This is a genomic window from Actinocrinis puniceicyclus (assembly GCF_018283645.1).
GTDB lineage: Bacteria > Actinomycetota > Actinomycetes > Streptomycetales > Catenulisporaceae > Actinocrinis > Actinocrinis puniceicyclus.
Genome location: NZ_JAGSXH010000132.1, coordinates 1 through 13,924, shown reverse-complemented (window position 1 = coordinate 13,924; position 13,924 = coordinate 1). Strand labels below are relative to the sequence as shown.

General features: G+C 69.3%; 18 protein-coding genes and 1 pseudogene. 5 read left to right on the top strand and 14 right to left on the bottom strand.

Annotated features, from left to right (window positions below):
- Positions 1-642: 642 nt before the first annotated feature.
- Entirely contained in the window at positions 643-1,839 is a 1,197-nt protein-coding gene (locus tag KGA66_RS24600) for an amino acid permease (RefSeq protein ID WP_211471131.1), read from the bottom strand.
- Positions 1,840-1,913: 74 nt separating this feature from the next.
- On the opposite strand from KGA66_RS24600, the gene KGA66_RS32565 reads away from it, so the two are divergent.
- On the top strand, positions 1,914-2,099 hold the full coding sequence (locus KGA66_RS32565) for a hypothetical protein (RefSeq protein WP_211471135.1): 186 nt from the start codon (positions 1,914-1,916) through the stop codon (positions 2,097-2,099).
- Between the two features lie 181 nt (positions 2,100-2,280).
- Here KGA66_RS32565 and KGA66_RS24590 read toward each other — a convergent pair whose 3' ends face one another.
- The 6 genes from KGA66_RS24590 to KGA66_RS24565 all read right to left on the bottom strand — a co-directional run bounded on the left by KGA66_RS24590 (position 2,281) and on the right by KGA66_RS24565 (position 6,833).
- Positions 2,281-3,405: a hypothetical protein gene (locus tag KGA66_RS24590; RefSeq protein ID WP_211471129.1), complete on the bottom strand. Its 1,125-nt coding sequence runs from the start codon at positions 3,403-3,405 to the stop codon at positions 2,281-2,283.
- A gap of 5 nt (positions 3,406-3,410) precedes the next feature.
- On the bottom strand, positions 3,411-4,022 hold the full coding sequence (locus KGA66_RS24585) for an ATP-binding protein (protein WP_211471127.1): 612 nt from the start codon (positions 4,020-4,022) through the stop codon (positions 3,411-3,413).
- Between the two features lie 146 nt (positions 4,023-4,168).
- Positions 4,169-4,822: a class I SAM-dependent methyltransferase gene (locus KGA66_RS24580; RefSeq protein WP_211471125.1), complete on the bottom strand. Its 654-nt coding sequence runs from the start codon at positions 4,820-4,822 to the stop codon at positions 4,169-4,171.
- Entirely contained in the window at positions 4,755-5,375 is a 621-nt protein-coding gene (locus KGA66_RS24575) for an AAA family ATPase (protein WP_211471123.1), read from the bottom strand. Before KGA66_RS24575 ends, KGA66_RS24580 begins: the two co-directional genes overlap by 68 nt.
- On the bottom strand, positions 5,368-6,270 hold the full coding sequence (locus tag KGA66_RS24570) for a radical SAM protein (protein ID WP_211471121.1): 903 nt from the start codon (positions 6,268-6,270) through the stop codon (positions 5,368-5,370). Before KGA66_RS24570 ends, KGA66_RS24575 begins: the two co-directional genes overlap by 8 nt.
- Before the next feature lie 2 nt (positions 6,271-6,272).
- Positions 6,273-6,833: a class IV adenylate cyclase gene (locus KGA66_RS24565; protein ID WP_211471119.1), complete on the bottom strand. Its 561-nt coding sequence runs from the start codon at positions 6,831-6,833 to the stop codon at positions 6,273-6,275.
- A gap of 213 nt (positions 6,834-7,046) precedes the next feature.
- Here KGA66_RS24565 and KGA66_RS24560 point away from each other — a divergent pair, with 213 nt between their 5' ends.
- The 4 genes from KGA66_RS24560 to KGA66_RS24545 all read left to right on the top strand — a co-directional run bounded on the left by KGA66_RS24560 (position 7,047) and on the right by KGA66_RS24545 (position 9,854).
- Positions 7,047-7,904 (top strand): helix-turn-helix domain-containing protein, encoded by an 858-nt coding sequence (locus KGA66_RS24560; protein ID WP_211471116.1) that lies wholly within the window; start codon positions 7,047-7,049, stop codon positions 7,902-7,904.
- A gap of 19 nt (positions 7,905-7,923) precedes the next feature.
- Positions 7,924-8,517, top strand: coding sequence for a class IV adenylate cyclase (cyaB, locus tag KGA66_RS24555; RefSeq protein WP_211471114.1), 594 nt, complete (start codon positions 7,924-7,926; stop codon positions 8,515-8,517).
- Between the two features lie 136 nt (positions 8,518-8,653).
- A complete protein-coding gene (locus tag KGA66_RS24550; RefSeq protein WP_211471112.1) occupies positions 8,654-9,409 on the top strand; it encodes a hypothetical protein in 756 nt (251 codons plus the stop codon).
- Positions 9,410-9,509: 100 nt separating this feature from the next.
- Positions 9,510-9,854: a hypothetical protein gene (locus tag KGA66_RS24545; RefSeq protein ID WP_211471110.1), complete on the top strand. Its 345-nt coding sequence runs from the start codon at positions 9,510-9,512 to the stop codon at positions 9,852-9,854.
- Positions 9,855-9,920: 66 nt separating this feature from the next.
- On the opposite strand, the gene KGA66_RS24540 is transcribed toward KGA66_RS24545, so the two are convergent.
- The 7 genes and pseudogenes from KGA66_RS24540 to KGA66_RS24510 form a co-directional block, all read right to left on the bottom strand.
- Positions 9,921-10,394 (bottom strand): hypothetical protein, encoded by a 474-nt coding sequence (locus tag KGA66_RS24540; RefSeq protein WP_211471108.1) that lies wholly within the window; start codon positions 10,392-10,394, stop codon positions 9,921-9,923.
- Positions 10,395-10,399: 5 nt separating this feature from the next.
- A complete protein-coding gene (locus KGA66_RS24535) occupies positions 10,400-10,726 on the bottom strand; it encodes a hypothetical protein (protein WP_211471107.1) in 327 nt (108 codons plus the stop codon).
- A 218-nt stretch (positions 10,727-10,944) separates the two neighbouring features.
- On the bottom strand, positions 10,945-11,580 hold the full coding sequence (locus KGA66_RS24530) for a hypothetical protein (protein ID WP_211471105.1): 636 nt from the start codon (positions 11,578-11,580) through the stop codon (positions 10,945-10,947).
- Positions 11,581-11,703: 123 nt separating this feature from the next.
- Positions 11,704-12,162, bottom strand: coding sequence for a hypothetical protein (locus KGA66_RS24525; protein ID WP_211471103.1), 459 nt, complete (start codon positions 12,160-12,162; stop codon positions 11,704-11,706).
- A complete protein-coding gene (locus KGA66_RS24520; RefSeq protein WP_211471101.1) occupies positions 12,162-12,698 on the bottom strand; it encodes a hypothetical protein in 537 nt (178 codons plus the stop codon). Before KGA66_RS24520 ends, KGA66_RS24525 begins: the two co-directional genes overlap by 1 nt.
- 257 nt (positions 12,699-12,955) lie before the next feature.
- The gene (locus tag KGA66_RS32265) at positions 12,956-13,348 is read right to left on the bottom strand and encodes a group II intron maturase-specific domain-containing protein (RefSeq protein ID WP_369015954.1); all 393 of its coding nucleotides are present in this window, start codon (positions 13,346-13,348) and stop codon (positions 12,956-12,958) included.
- A gap of 156 nt (positions 13,349-13,504) precedes the next feature.
- Positions 13,505-13,924 (bottom strand): annotated as a pseudogene (locus tag KGA66_RS24510) (site-specific integrase); the annotation flags it as partial.

Sequence of the window (13,924 nt, the reverse complement as noted above, 5' to 3'; positions counted from 1 at the left end):
TGCCTGGCCCGCTCGGCCAGCTGTGCGATGGCCCGCGCATCGAGCAGGTCCGTCAGGTCCGCTCCCGACATCCCGGCCTCCGCCTCGATGGTAGTGATCGCCTCGGCGCTCTCTACCACAACCGGACCTTCCACATCAACAACGTCGATAGTCATAGGAATCAGTCCTCTCCACTGGTCCCCACCTTTATCGACACAGTCCCAGCGGGTCTCCTCGCTCAGGTGCGCGGCCAGGTCGTAGCCACAGTACATTGTCGCGGCAGTTGCCGTGTCCCACCGTGGTGGCGTCGGATTCAACCGAGTCGCGTGGCGGTTGCCGGTGTCTGTTTGATGCGTCCTGCGGTGTCGCTTGCGAGAGGCGGTGATCGTAGCAGACGGAGGCGGCGACGTCGCGGGCTGCGGCATGGTGTTGTCGTATGCGGGAGGGGCGTCGGCTTTACCGGCGAGTTCGTGCCGGGTGATCGCGGCTGGTGTGTGGTGCTGGCGGCGCTGGGTTCGAGTGCTGTTTCGCGGTGGCCGGGGGTGCTCGCGGCGTGTTGCTGGTGCTCTCATGAGTTGTCTCCAGGACGGGTTTGCCGGTGCCTGCCGGTCCGATGGGTGTGGGTGTGGGGACCGGCGCGGCCGCGTGGGTGCGGGTGTGTGTTTAGGCCAGGTCGGCTTCCATCGCCGCGAGTTCCTCGGGGCTGCCGTAGCTGACCGGTCCCTGGTAGGTCTTGCGGCCGCCGAGCCAGTACCAGGCGGTTACGCCCGCGAGTGCGGCGAGCAGGGCGACGGGGGTCCAGTTGAAGGTGGCCGGGTGCATGAAGTCGCGGTTGGTTGGCAGGCAGATCAGCACTGCGGCGATCGCAATGTAGCCGATGGCGAAGGCGCCGATCAGCTTCGGGCGGGCCAGGTCCCACGGGCCCGGTTCGAACTGGCTGCCGCGGCGCACGCTCAGGTAGATCGGGATGGCGTAGGAGGTGAACAGGGCGGCGGCGCTGACGCTGGTGACCGCGAAGAACAGGGTGAGCGACCAGCGGGCGGGCAGGCCGATGACGAATGAGCCGATCACCGCCAGGGTCAGTGCCTTGACCGGGACCCGGTTGCGGCCCACCGAGTAAAGGAAGCCGCTGAAGGGGACCGCGCGGTCGCGGCCGATGGCGTAGCCCATGCGGGGGCTGGCGGTGAGACAGGACATGACGCACAGCAGCTGGGCGATGATGATCCAGATGATCAGGACGGTGGCAAGGCTGCCGGGCAGCGCGTCGGTGAGGATCTGTGCAGGGGCGACCCCGTAGGGGCTGGCCGTCTCGCCGGCGTAGTTCTGGATGGCGTAGAGGAAGGCGAAGCACAGCAGACCGCCCAGGATCCAGGACCACAGCACCGACTGGAGCATGGCGCGCGGAGGGTTCTTCGAGGCTTGCCTGGTCTCCTCGGCCATGTCACCGGCCGAGTCGATGCCGGTCATGGTGTACATCAGGGTCAGCGGGGCGAGCATCCACACGTACCAGGACTGATGCCAGCCGGTGGTGTTGGCGAAGTGGCCGAAGACATAGCCCGGCGTCTGGTGGTGGGCGGGCAGCACGACCAGCGCGAATGCGATCACGATGACGCCGCCGACGTGGACTAGGACGCTCGCGGCGTTGAACAGGCCGACCAGGCGCACCGCGAAGGCGTTGAGCAGGCCGCAGCCGACCAGGATCGCGGCGAAGATCGCGAGGGTGCGATCGGGGGTGATGGCCAGGTGCCATTGGATCGAGGCGAGCGCGCCGATGAAGAACGCGGTGGAGTAGGCCGCCGCGGCGGTGCCGGCCAGTTTGCCCAGGCCGTTGAGCCAGGCCGCGGTCCAGGAGGCGAACACCGGGTCGTGTGGCGAGTTTCGCGGTCCAGAAGTACACCGCGCCGGCGACCGGGTAGGCCGAGCCGATGCGTCCCATGGCCGCGGCCACGCACAGCACCAGCGGCCCGCCGAGGATCCAGGTCCACATCAGGGCGGCGGGTCCTCCGGTGGTCATGGCGAAGGTGAACAGGGTCACCGGCCCGGTCAGGATGCTGATGGTGCTGAACGGGATGGCGAAGGATTCGAAGAAGGACATGCGCGGAAGCAGGGTGCGTGGGTAGCCCAGTTCGTGCAGGCGGCGGTCGTCCTCGGAGATTGTGGGCGGGCCGGGGTGCTGCCCGGTCGCGGCGGTAGTGGACATGCGGGTACCTCACAATCGGGTTGCGGGATGGGTTGGGCGCCGCCCCGCCCACGGGGGCGAGACGCGGTGGCGCCGGTGGCGCGGGCAGGATCGCGGTCGGGTCAGCCGGGGTGCTCGCGCGGCAGCGGGACGTGGCGGTCCCGGTAGACCCGGATCAGTTCCTTCTCGGGGTCGTCGCTAAGCAGCGACCAGGGGTAGGTGCAGGCGTGCGGGCCGAGGTATTGCAGGACCGCCGCCGCGGGCAGGCGCCACTCGCCGACGTACAGGGCGTGGGCGAGCACGGATAGGTCGCGTATCGGGACGTAGGGCGGGGTGCGGCCCTCGCCGAACCACGCCTCGTACAGGTCCTTCGCGATCAAGGCCAGGGAGCGGCGCCGGTGGTAGTCGTCGGAGCGAGGGTCCTGCTCCTGCTGGAGGCGGTGCGTGAATCGGGCGCGCTGCTTGGCCAGTTCTTCCGGATCGCCCTGAACCCGTCCGGCGTCGATGTCTGCGATCAGGTTGTGCAGCATCGCCATCCGGCGTAGTTGGTCCTGGTCCAGCGGGTCGGGGCCGACGTCGGGGGCCTCGAGGTCGGCGACCAGTGGCAGCAGTTGCAACGGTGAGTCGGGCAGGCTGACCTTCGCCGCCCAGGAGGCAACCTGGTGCAGGTGCCGGGCGTCACCGCCGTGGCGCGGGTGGTAGTAGTTCAGCAGCTGATGGCCTGCCTCGCGGTTGTGCCGGTCGCGCCGCGCCACCCGCGCCAGCTGATCCCAGGGCCCGGGGATCGTCAGCGCGAGCGGCGCCGGGGCTGGGGTGGGCCTCCGGTAGCGCAACCGGTCAAGGCCGAGCAGGATCACCTGCGGCGTCGGATCGGATTCGGACAGGCCGACCGCGGTGTGGCAGGCGCGCACCGCGATCCCGATCAGCTCGCGGGTTCGATCGTCGCGCCGGTCCCCGAAACGCAGCGCCCGGATCGCCGCGACGCGCGCCCACACCAGCCAGGCATCCGGATTATCAGGGTCCTCACCGGTCCACAGCTCCGCGGCGTTCGATGTCGCACAGGCCGAGCCGAGCACCGCGCTGGCGTAGCCGCGGCGCGCGAAGTCGTTCTCGCAGCGGGTTTCGGCCAACAGGTCACGGCAGGTCGCCAGCATCCCGGCGCGCGCGTCCGCGCTAGCGAGGGCCAGCGCGCGGTCCAGACCGGCGGCGTCCCAGGAGAACGGGCTGCTGCGGCGCAGCGTTGCCATCGTCGTCACTCCCATGGCTGCCAGGCCGGGTGCCGGCGAGCCGCGGCGCACGTGGCCCGCGCGCGGATGCGGTGAGCTTGCTTGCGCCGGGCCAGCCGGGAGAACAGCGCGCTGGCCCCGGCCGGGCTGTTCGGCGCCGGCGTTTCGGGATGCGCGCCGGCGCGGGCCGAACCTGATGTGTGTTGGTTCGGTGCGGTGTTCAGGACGGCATGGAAGCGCCGCCCGGCGGGGCCGCGGGTGCAGCCCCACTCGTCTGCCAGCAGGTGGACCGCTTCGAGCAGGCGACCGCACTCGGCGGCCGCATCGGTGTCGGCATGTGCCAAGGCCGGTTCTCCGCCACCGCAGTCGTGGACCTCGATGCACAAAGCGGTCGTGCTCTGGCTCACTACCAGGCGGATCGAGGTTCGTCCGTATTGCTCGTCTGTGGTGCGGCGCAGCACCACGTGCGCGATCAGGCTGCTGGCCAACAGGACCGCGTCATCCTGGTCGACCGCGCAGGCCCAGTGCGTCACGAGCGAGCGCACGCACGCGCGGGCCGTGTGCACGGCCCGCAGCACGGCGGGCAGCGTCACCGTGTGTGTGCGCGCCGCCGGTGCCGTGGCGCTCTGGATTCTCATCGCGGCGTCCTTGCGTTGTCCGCTTCGGACCGGTTCTTGTGGCCTCGGCGTCACCGAGGTCGTCCTGTTTGCGGTGGTCGGCGCAGCAGCCGTGCGGCTTGTCGCAGCGTTCGAGGATTGCCGCTGTGCGTGCTCGGCGCGGGTGCTCACCTCGCGCGCGCTTCGCGCCGGGCGATCAGCAAACCCATGCGGTGTTCGTGTTCGAAGGGCTGACCGATGTGCGGCTGCTCGACGAACCTCGAGGTCTGCAGGGTCAGCAGGATCCTCCAGTGCGCTGCGAAGTACTCGGCGAGGCGGTTTGGTGTGGTGTAGTGCTCGATCAGGTCGTGGCGCGGCTCGACCGGCATCATGAACTCGGCGCCGAACAGGCCCCCGGGCTTGACCATGGCCTGCATGGTGGCGACGAAGTCGGACAGTGGCCGGCGGTGGTTGACGCTGTAGTGCCAGGAACAGCTGGTCCACACCGCGTGGCAGCACTCCGGCTCGGGCGGCGCGTCGAGGAAGTCTGCTTGGCGGATGGTGACCCGATGCCCGATGCCGTCCGCGGCCAGGCGGTGGGTCAGGCCCGGCACCCGGGTGCGCGCGCCGTCGGGCAGGTCGACCACGCCGCCGTGCAGGGCGGTGTTATCGCGTTCGACGGCCAGCACGTTGTGGCCGGCGTGCACGAGCGGCAGGACGAACTTGCCGTCTGAGGCGCCGATCACCGCGGTGGTGGGCTGCGGCGCGGGGTGTTCACGCAGCGCGGCGAGGAACTGCGGGAAGAAGGTGAGGGTTGAGTCCCAAAGGCTGAGCGTGGCCACAGGTGCACGCCTCCTTGTGCGCGAGGATCTCGGCGAGGCTCTGGGCCGGGGTCCGTCCGGTGGTGTCGATGCGGTGTGCGGGGAAGCGGGTGTATGCCTGGTCGATGGCGGCGCTGTTGCGTTCGGCGAGCTGGTCCCACCAGGTGTCGGGTTTCGCGCGCTGCGCTGTTCGCCTCGCCCGGTGTGCCGGGTCGCACTCCAGCCGGTAGATCGTGGGCCAGGGCACGTGCGCGGGCAGCTCGACGTGGAGGGTTGAGCCGTAGCCGCGATGGGTCGCTACGGCGCGGGCGAAGTAGCTTTCCACCACGACGCCGCGGCCGCGTTCCAAACGCTCGCGGATCTGATCGGCGGCGGTCAGCAGGGCGGAGAGGAACAGCGCGTAGCGGGCGTCCGGGCTGCGGCCGTGCTCATCGAGGTAGCGGCGCAGCGGCTGGTATTCGGCCGGCACCGAGGGCAGCAGATCGGCGTTCAGCGCGTCGGCCAGCAGCGGAGCGATCGTGCTCTTGCCGCTGCCGCGCGGCCCCTCCAACGCGATGAACAGCGGCTCAGACACGGGAGTAGACCACGTCGGGCACCGCGAGCGTCAGCTCGTCCAGCGCGCTGGGGTGGTAGTCGATACGGCCCAGCGTCTTGTCATAGGTGAAGGCGTGGGCGTCCTTGCCCACCGCCTTGCAGGACATCGTCAGGTTGCCGCGCGGGTCGCTCTCGATCCGGTCCAGCACCGCGGTGTCCGGCGCGGGGCGGCACCCGGCGCCGTCCGCCGCGGGGCTTAGGTCTTCATCGGCAATCATCTCGATGCGCAGCCCGGCGTCCGCGATCCGCCGGTACAGCACCTCGTAGACCACCGGGTCGACCACCTGCAGGTCCGGGTGCGCAGCGGCGTTGCCGACCGGGCGCAGACAGTGCAGCTTCAACTGGCCGACACCGCGCTGCTGCAGCAGCGCGGCCAGCGGCACCACGTCCGCGGCGTTCGCGGCCGTCACGGTCATCGTCGCGCCGGTCGCGATCCCCAAGTCAGCCGCGCGCTCGAAGGTCTCCAGCGCGGCCTTGAAGCTGCCGGGATGCCGAATGCGGTCGTTGGCCTCCTCCAGCCCCTCCAAGGACACCCGCAGCAAGTCGATGTCTGGTGCGCACCCGGACAGTTGCCGGGTGATCCGGAAGCCGTTGGTGCAGATCTCGGTGCGCAGCCCCAGCGTGCGCTTGGCGAAGGCGAGCAGCGCCGGCAGGTGCTCGGACAGGAACGGCTCACCGCCCAGGAAGTTGACCGCCTCAAGATCGTAGTCGGCGCGCATGAGCCCCAGCAGCGCGGCGGCCTGCTCATAGGTGTACGCGTCGCGCCAGGCCAGGCGCTCGCCGTGGAAGCAGTGCAGGCACCGGAAGTTACACCGGTAGAGCAGTTGCACATACAGCATCCGGATCCTGCGGATCCCGGTCACCTCAGTGATCATGTCTATCCCTCCGTAGGTTCGCTGCCGGGAAAGCGCAGCTCGGTCAGCGCGGCCAGGTCGTGCCCGTAGCGCGCGTACACGGCCGTGGTGTTCTCCGCTGTCAGCTGCGCCACCTGGAAGCCCAGCCGCTGCGCGGCGGCGTGGACCTGCTCGGTGGAATCGGCCTCGATCTCCAGATACGGCGGGATCAGCGGCCAGGAATCGATCTCCAGGCGCACCGAACCGAGCCGCCAGGACGAGCGGCGGTTCTCCTGGTACGCCTTCGGGGCGAAGCCGAGCATCCCCAACAAGGCGTTGGCCCCCGCGAAATCGGAGACGTTGACCTCGACCTCGCGCACCCCGTCGATGGCGTCCGAGATGATCTGCTTGACGCACAGCGTGGTCTCCCGGCCGGTGTCTCGCAGCCGGATCCACGTGGAGTCATCGCCCGGCACGATGTCGTAGACGTAGCGGCGCATCAGCCGGTCGGCCACGTGCGTTCCGCCCGCCCGCTTGATGCGCCCGACGATCAGGTCGGGGTCCACGGCCAGGATCTTCGCCTCGTACTCGGTGGTGATGCTCATCGTGTTCTCCTCGTCGGGAATTTCTCGCGCGCACGGCGCGGCGCGGATCGGCGCCGGGGACCACTGTGTCGTGGCCCGCGCCCCCACTCCTGCAGGCCGTGCCGCCGCGCGAGCGGGAAGGCGAGTGAACTCATGCCCATCACCGTGCCCGGGTACCGATGGGCTCTGCGATACCACAACGGGTATCTCACCGTGAGATGTATGCTTCGGAGCGTGATAAACAGCACACGCGATGCGGTCGTGCTCCCGGCGGCCGCCTGGCGCCGCCCGGAGGTGCGCCGCGCGCTGCGCGCGCGGGATGCCGCCGCGCTGCTGTCCTTCGCGCAACAGCACACCGGCGTGTCGCAGGCCCACCTGGCCTCCGCGATCGGCATGGGGCAAGGCCGGGTCAATGAACTGATCAACCGCAAGCGGGAGGTCGTGCGCCTGGACCTGTTCGAGCGGATCGCGGACGGGCTGAACATGCCGGATGCGGCGCGGATGATGCTCGGTCTGGCCCCGGCCGCAGCCCGGCAGGCCACCGACCTGGACGATCTGGCCGAGGCCACCAGCGCGGTGGCGCGCAGCTACCACTCCCAGCAGGCCGCCGCCCGCGATATCAGGCAGCTGGCCCGCGGCGCCCAGTCGCTCGACCTGCTCGCGGTGCGCGGCCTGGGGCTGCTGGGACTGAACGACTCGCTGCTGCGCGCCGCGGTGACCGGCCGCCGCGCCGCGCCACTGGGGATCCGGGTCCTGATCGTGGATGCCGACAGCGAGGCCGCCGCCCGCCGGGCCGCCGAGATCGGCGAGAGTCCGGCCGGCTTCGCCACCGCCGTGCGCCTGGCCGAGCACAAGCTGCGCGACCTGGCCGCTGTCCCCGGGCTCGCGCTTGAGGCATACCGGTACACCACCCTGCCCACCTGGCGCATCATCGCCCTGGACGAGACGCTGTTCGTCTCCACCTTCGATGCCGACTGGGAGGGCCACGCCTCGCCGATCTACCGCATCGACATCGCCACCGGCGGGGCGCTGCACCGCGGCTTTCGCCGCATGTTCCAGGAGATGACCACCACCGCCGACCGCTTCCTCTAGGCCGAGGAGAACCGCGCCCATGCCCATCGAAGCCGAACTCAAGGCCCGCGTGCGCGACGAGGCCGCACTGCTATCCGCACTCGACCAACTCGCCCCGGCGGCGCCGGCCACCTACCGCGACCACTACTTCGACTCGCCCGACGGTGCCTTCGCCGCCAGCGGCCAGGAGCTTCGGCTGCGCACCGTGCAAAGCCCCGAGGAAACCCGGCACCTGCTCACCTACAAGGCGCCGGCCGTGGACCGGGAAAGCGGCTCCAAGCCCGAGCACGAGACCCAGGTCGCCGATCCGCGGGCGGCCGAGGCGATCCTGCGCGGCCTGGGCTACCGCACCCAGATCGCGTTCACCAAGCACTGCCGCAACTACCGCCTGCGGAGCGAGGGGCGCGACATGCTCGCCACCGTGGTCACCGTCCCCGAGATCGACGGCACCTTCATCGAGCTCGAAACCATCGTGCCGAGCGAAGCCGATCTCACCCCCGCGCTTAAGACCGTGCGCGCCGTACTGCGCGACCTCGGCATCGCAGAGCAGGATCTGACCGACGAGCTGTACACCGCCGCCGTCGCAGCCGCCACAGCCAGCCACGATCCCGGCGACAGACCCGCGACCACGTGACCGCCCGCTGCTGCGGCGCGGTGCCCGGATGCGCGAACCCAGCGCCCCGAGCGGTGCGCCATACGGATCGACAACCGACCATGGTTTGTCCGAACCCTGATCCTCGATGACTCACGGTTCGCAATAATGGCCTGCTATGACGATCCGGCCAGAGACCGTGCCGATGCCGCGCGCGCTCGCCGCGCGCCCGCGCGACGCACGGGGCTATCCGATCCCCGCCATCACCCCGTGGAGCGGCGGCCAGCCCCACTTCGCCGAGCAAAGCAGCATCCGAACCCTGATATGCCTGATGGAGCGCCGTTGCGCGGTGTGCGGCACACCCATGGCGCGCGGCCCAGTGTGGCGGATGGTCGATGGCGACACCGCCGAAGCGGTGGCCCTATCCCTCGAAACCGGAAAGCCCCTGATCCGGGCCGCCGCGGCCGCAGAGGGACCCGGGCACCGGGCCTGCATGATCTACAGCGCGATGGTCTGCCCACACCTGACCTCCCCGCACGCGCGCCGCTCGCGCGAGACCACGCTCGCGCTCACCGAGCTGCCCAAGGGCCTGCCGCGCGGGCAGAGCGCAGGCATCGCCGGATTCGACAGCTACCGCTTCCAACTCACCGCGCTGGGCGTCGAGATCTACTTCGGGCAACCCGTCGAGCTCGTCACCTACGAGCAGGGCGAGCAGTTGCGCGCCGAACTCGAGGCCGAACTCGCCCACGACCACCGGGCGCCGCAGCCCTGCCCCGCGTACCTACTCGATGACGACGACGCGGCGCGCACGACCCTCGCGCGGCTGGTGCGCGCCGAGCGCGACGGCTGGACGCCCGCGGCGAATCGGCGCCTGGAGCGGGCGCGCAAAGACCGGCGGCGGGCGGATAAGGCGGCGCGACGGAAGAACCGGTAGCCAGGTACGGGCGGGAATCGCCGATCGTTAAGCTGCCGTATGAGCGATCAGCCCCCAGGTCGGCACGGTCGCGTCCGCTGTTGGCAGCAAGGAGCCAGGGATGAGCGACACCTTCGATGTTCCCCGGCGCTACGCGCCGAAAGCGAAGCTTTCCACCGACAATCCGCCGCAGCGTGTCGGTCGCCCGCGTCCCGGACACGGCACGGTGTACTTCAACCTGGTCGGCGACCGCGACGGAGTCCGCGCGTGGAGCGGCACCTGGATCGACCGGTATCCCGCGCCCGATGCGGATGGGGTCGAGGTGGGTGTGCAGGAGTTCGAGGGCGAGCGCGCCGGGACGCTGGCCTGGGTCAGGTCGCGCGACGCCGCGCAGCGCCTGGCATACAGCGACCACGCGCAGCAGTTCGTGCCCCTGCCGCACAGCGATGACGAGGTCGACATCTGACCGCTGCGGCCCACGGTCGTACGCTTTACCGCGCCACCCAGTCAGTCGGCCGACCAGTCGCTGACGCTAGGTCCGGCTCTGATACGTCGCGCGCCGCCGCGGCAGGCCGCGGTTCATCCTCCGGTACCAGGGGCTGCTGCGTGCCGCCTGGCTGTTTGGCTCCTGGCTGGAGGCGACGAGGATCTGCCTCGCGCGCCCCCGGTATGTGGCAACCCACACGTTCGTCGCGACCACCTGTGTCGCCGCGGTGGTGGTTCTTCGCAGCAGTCGGCCGCGTACCACGGTCACTGTCGGCGCGAGCGGTTGCGCGTCCGAGCCGATCAAGCCGTAGACCAGGTACTCCTCGGGGCGGCCCGACCCGCGAGACCGCACGATCCGGTGGCTGCGGCGTGGGGCCGGCGCGACCTCGGCCGCACCGGGGTCGCGGTGGCGGTCGGCTCCGCCTCCGGTCGATCCGATCGCGCGAACCCTTACCCGGTCCAGGCTGGTGACCGGACCGGGCAGAGTCTCGATGTTGAAGCTGCCGACCGTGTATCCCATCGCAGTCACCCCAGAACGCACTCGGTCAATCCGCTCTGCTGAAGATACTCGTTCATCGCCGGTTCGTACCGGTCGGCGTTCGCCTGGAACTCGCGCACCGCCTTGTTGAACGCCGCGGTTCCCCCGGCGCGTGCCGCGCTCGTCATGGCGCTGACGACGGGTGAGTCTGCGTCGAGCTCTGCGCGCAGGGGATCGAGGTAGTGCGCCTCAACGGCACCTCTGGCTGCGCGGTCCGACCCGATGGCAGTCTCCACTTCCGCGATGAGCTGCCGCTCAGCGGCGAGGTGCGCGCCAGCGAGGCGGGCGAAATCTGTGGTGGAGCCGGGGTCCACCACTGGGACCTGGTGAACGGCAGCACTACACAAAGTGTTGATGTGATTCCGGATGGCCGCGCCGAGCGTAGGAGTCCGCCGTATGGGGCTGGCGGACGTGGTTGCGGTTGCACCAACGGCGCTACCGCAACCAGCAGCAAGACCGACCACCGTGCACACCGCAGCGAGTCCCGCAGCGAGCCGGGCACGGCCAGTGCCGCGTTCGCCGTGGCGAACGATCAGGAAGGGCATGTAACGCGCAGGTAGTTCAACGATTGAACCGACTGCTCATAGGCGTTCGCCTCGGCATAGTTGTCGCCGATCACCCGGTACAACTGGTTGCCGGTGCCGCTGGCGCAGATCCACCACGCGTCAGCCCCAGAGTAGTCGTCATCGATCAGACCAGTGTCGAAACTGTCCTTGTTGGCCCAGAATCCCAGGCCGCGGTACTGCTGGATGACGGTGACCGTCCGCACCGGGGCGTAGCCGACCCCCGAGCACAACTGGTCGCTCTCGCCGAAGATCACCTGCTGGCCCTCCTCGATCGTCTTCGACGGGTCAGAGGTGTACACCGAGCAGATCCAGGACGCATTCGGCGTGATGGCGGCGGGCGCCCCGATCGAGCCAGCGCGCAGGCTGGAACCAAGCTGCGGCACCCCGGTCACCGAAGCGGCCGGACCCGCGGCGTTCGCCGCAGTGTACGTCGCGGAGCCCCGGGGAAGGTCAGGCGAGGTGGCCGGGATGTATGTGGCGGAGCCCCCGGTCGTCGTGGACGCTGTGGCTGCCGACGCCGCCTGTCCGACCAGGACCGGCAGCGTGACCAGTGTTCCCGCAGCGACGAGCGAGAACGAACGCAGATGCTTGAACGCGAGCATTTCGAAACCCCCATGATTGTGGAATGTGAGTCCTGATATCAGGAATCGATCCAGGGGGAAGCCTATCGTGCGATCCAGGGAATCGCAATGTTCTGCGAGACGAGGATCGAGCTTGTACTGACCTTATCGCTGACGGCCAGAACGCAGAGACCTGACGTTGCCTGTCTCCAGTGACGTGGAGCGCAGGCGCTGGATCTCCTCGTGCTGGGCGGCCAGTTGGGAGATCGCGCGGCGTTTGAATGCTTCGTGCTGCGCGGCCTGCGTGTCGCGTTCGGCCAGGCGTTCGCGCAGGGCAGCGTTCTGCCGTTTCAGCCTGCTGATCTGCGCGTCGCGCGGGTCGGGGATCTGGCCCGCCTCGGTCATCGCGGCGCGGCGCCGCTCGAACTCCTCGGCCAGGTGCTGGTAGGGGCCGGGGCGCTCGCCCTTGGGGTAGAACCCGGTGCGGGTGACCCCGGCCTCGGCGGCCAGGGTCTTTAGATCACAGCCGCCGCCTGGCGGGATCGCGCCGGACAGCAGCCGGTCCATCGCGGCGCGCAGCGCGGCCTCGTTGCGCTCGCGCTCCCGCCCGGTGATGCGCCCCATCAGCGCTCCGTCCCTTCGTGTGCGTGGCCGCTCGCGGCGGCGTCGATCGCTCGCAGGACGCGCTCGGCGCGCGCGACCTGTTCGCCCAGCCGTGCGCGCTCGGCGGCCTGCCCCCGGCCGAGTTGTCCGAGGAAGGTTGTGCCCGACCTAACGGCGCCGGCCCAGAGCGGCCGGTGGCAGGGGTGGTGGGTGGCCTGCGGGCAGCGGGCGAAATCGCACATCCCGATCAGCGGCGCGCTCGCCGTCGGGGTTCCGGCCAGTCGCAGGCACAGGGCCTTGGCCGGGTCGGCGAACCAGCAGTAGTTCGCGGCGCCCAGGTGCAGGGTGGCGGCGCGCTTCATCAGCATTCCCCTGACCGCCTGGTCGGTGGCAATCAGGTGCGGCGCCGCCTTCGACTCGGGGCCAAGCTGTCCGTCCACGCTGTCGAAGAACTCCAGCAGGCCGCGGGCCCCGGGCCCGGAGGGCTGGATACCGCAGAGGTGGTCGCGGTAGGCGGCCAGGACCAGGTCCAATGCCACGTAGACTAAGTGGATCATGCTGCGAGTTCGAGCGCGAATGGCTTGTGAGCTGCTAGTTCGGTGGTTGGGCGGGGCTTGTTGGCCATGCGGACGGTGGGTGGGGCGGCGTGGCGGGTTCCGCTGTCGGCTTTCTTCTTCACCCGGAACCCTATTCAAAAGCCTTATTCGTGTCCGCCCAGGTCGGCGGCACTAATTCGTAGAGTCGGCCTGGAGCGCGGTGCCGGTGTTGCCACCGGCCCGTTTCTCCAGGCCGCTCGCCGAACCCGCCGTGCGGCTTACACCGCAACGGGCTCTCCACGGAATCTGCCGTCAGGTGTGGTTGGCGTTGTCCAGGGGTTGGGGATTCTTGTTCCTCGGTACCGGTATCGGGTGACTGGCACTTGGGCCAGGTCGAGGAGTTCGATTCCGTCCGCGTGCGGTGGCCGCCAGTTCCCGGAGGGGGTGACGAGCCATCTGCGGACGTCCTTCCACGTCCAGCGGTGCAGGGTCATCAGCCACCGGATCACTCGCCGCCAGGCGAAGTGGGCCAGTGCGATGAAGGTGTGTTTCGCCACTGCGTGCTTGAAGTAGTTGGCCCAGCCGTGCATGATCTGATTGAGTCTGGTCAGCACGTCCCCGGGGTTGGCTTGCGACGTCCTGGGTGTCAGGGCACGGATCTTCGCCTTCAGCGACCGGATCGGTCGGTCGGCGATGTAGGTGTAGACGTGCCACTTGTCGTTCGTGCCTGCCTTGCGGCGCCACTGGATGCGGAACCCGAGGAAGCAGAACCCGTCGCTTTCTCTGAACTAGTTTTCAGTCGATGGCGGCTGGTTCTCGGTGGTGAGTTAGATGGCGGGTGTTGGCAGCGCGGCGGTGCCGGAGCGGCCTGCGATTTGGGCGAATCCGGGCATGCCGAGGTTGGTGGCTGTGGTGCGGGTGGATTTGCCGGTGTCGAGTAGTGCGAGTTTCTGTTTGGCGCCGTTGAGGCTGACTTCGAGTCCTTCGATCTCGCCGATCCAGGCTTCGCGGTGGGCTTCCGCCAGGCGGGCTTGTAGGTTGTCGTGGATCTCTTCGAGTCGTTGGCGCTGGGCCGGATCCGGTCTGAGCAGGGAACATCTGACACATGCGTGCTCGTGTATACAGGGGGTGTTAAAGGCGCGTGCGCAGGTACCGACGGACAGTTTGCGCCGCTCGAAGTGCGAGAGGAAAGCTTCCCATTCCTGGTCGGTGGGGGTGCGGTATTCTTCGCCGGGGCGTGTGGCCCG

Excerpts from the sequence above, each read along its gene's own strand:
- KGA66_RS32565 (WP_211471135.1), top strand. The coding sequence starts at position 1,914 with ATGGCCGCGGCCACGCACAGCACCAGCGGCCCGCCGAGGATCCAGGTC.
- KGA66_RS24590 (WP_211471129.1), bottom strand. The coding sequence starts at position 3,405 with ATGGCAACGCTGCGCCGCAGCAGCCCGTTCTCCTGGGACGCCGCCGGT.
- KGA66_RS24585 (WP_211471127.1), bottom strand. The coding sequence starts at position 4,022 with ATGAGAATCCAGAGCGCCACGGCACCGGCGGCGCGCACACACACGGTG.
- KGA66_RS24570 (WP_211471121.1), bottom strand. The coding sequence starts at position 6,270 with ATGATCACTGAGGTGACCGGGATCCGCAGGATCCGGATGCTGTATGTG.
- KGA66_RS24565 (WP_211471119.1), bottom strand. The coding sequence starts at position 6,833 with ATGAGCATCACCACCGAGTACGAGGCGAAGATCCTGGCCGTGGACCCC.
- cyaB (WP_211471114.1), top strand. The coding sequence starts at position 7,924 with ATGCCCATCGAAGCCGAACTCAAGGCCCGCGTGCGCGACGAGGCCGCA.
- KGA66_RS24550 (WP_211471112.1), top strand. The coding sequence starts at position 8,654 with ATGACGATCCGGCCAGAGACCGTGCCGATGCCGCGCGCGCTCGCCGCG.
- KGA66_RS24545 (WP_211471110.1), top strand. The coding sequence starts at position 9,510 with ATGAGCGACACCTTCGATGTTCCCCGGCGCTACGCGCCGAAAGCGAAG.
- KGA66_RS24540 (WP_211471108.1), bottom strand. The coding sequence starts at position 10,394 with ATGGGATACACGGTCGGCAGCTTCAACATCGAGACTCTGCCCGGTCCG.
- KGA66_RS24530 (WP_211471105.1), bottom strand. The coding sequence starts at position 11,580 with ATGCTCGCGTTCAAGCATCTGCGTTCGTTCTCGCTCGTCGCTGCGGGA.
- KGA66_RS24525 (WP_211471103.1), bottom strand. The coding sequence starts at position 12,162 with ATGGGGCGCATCACCGGGCGGGAGCGCGAGCGCAACGAGGCCGCGCTG.
- KGA66_RS24520 (WP_211471101.1), bottom strand. The coding sequence starts at position 12,698 with ATGATCCACTTAGTCTACGTGGCATTGGACCTGGTCCTGGCCGCCTAC.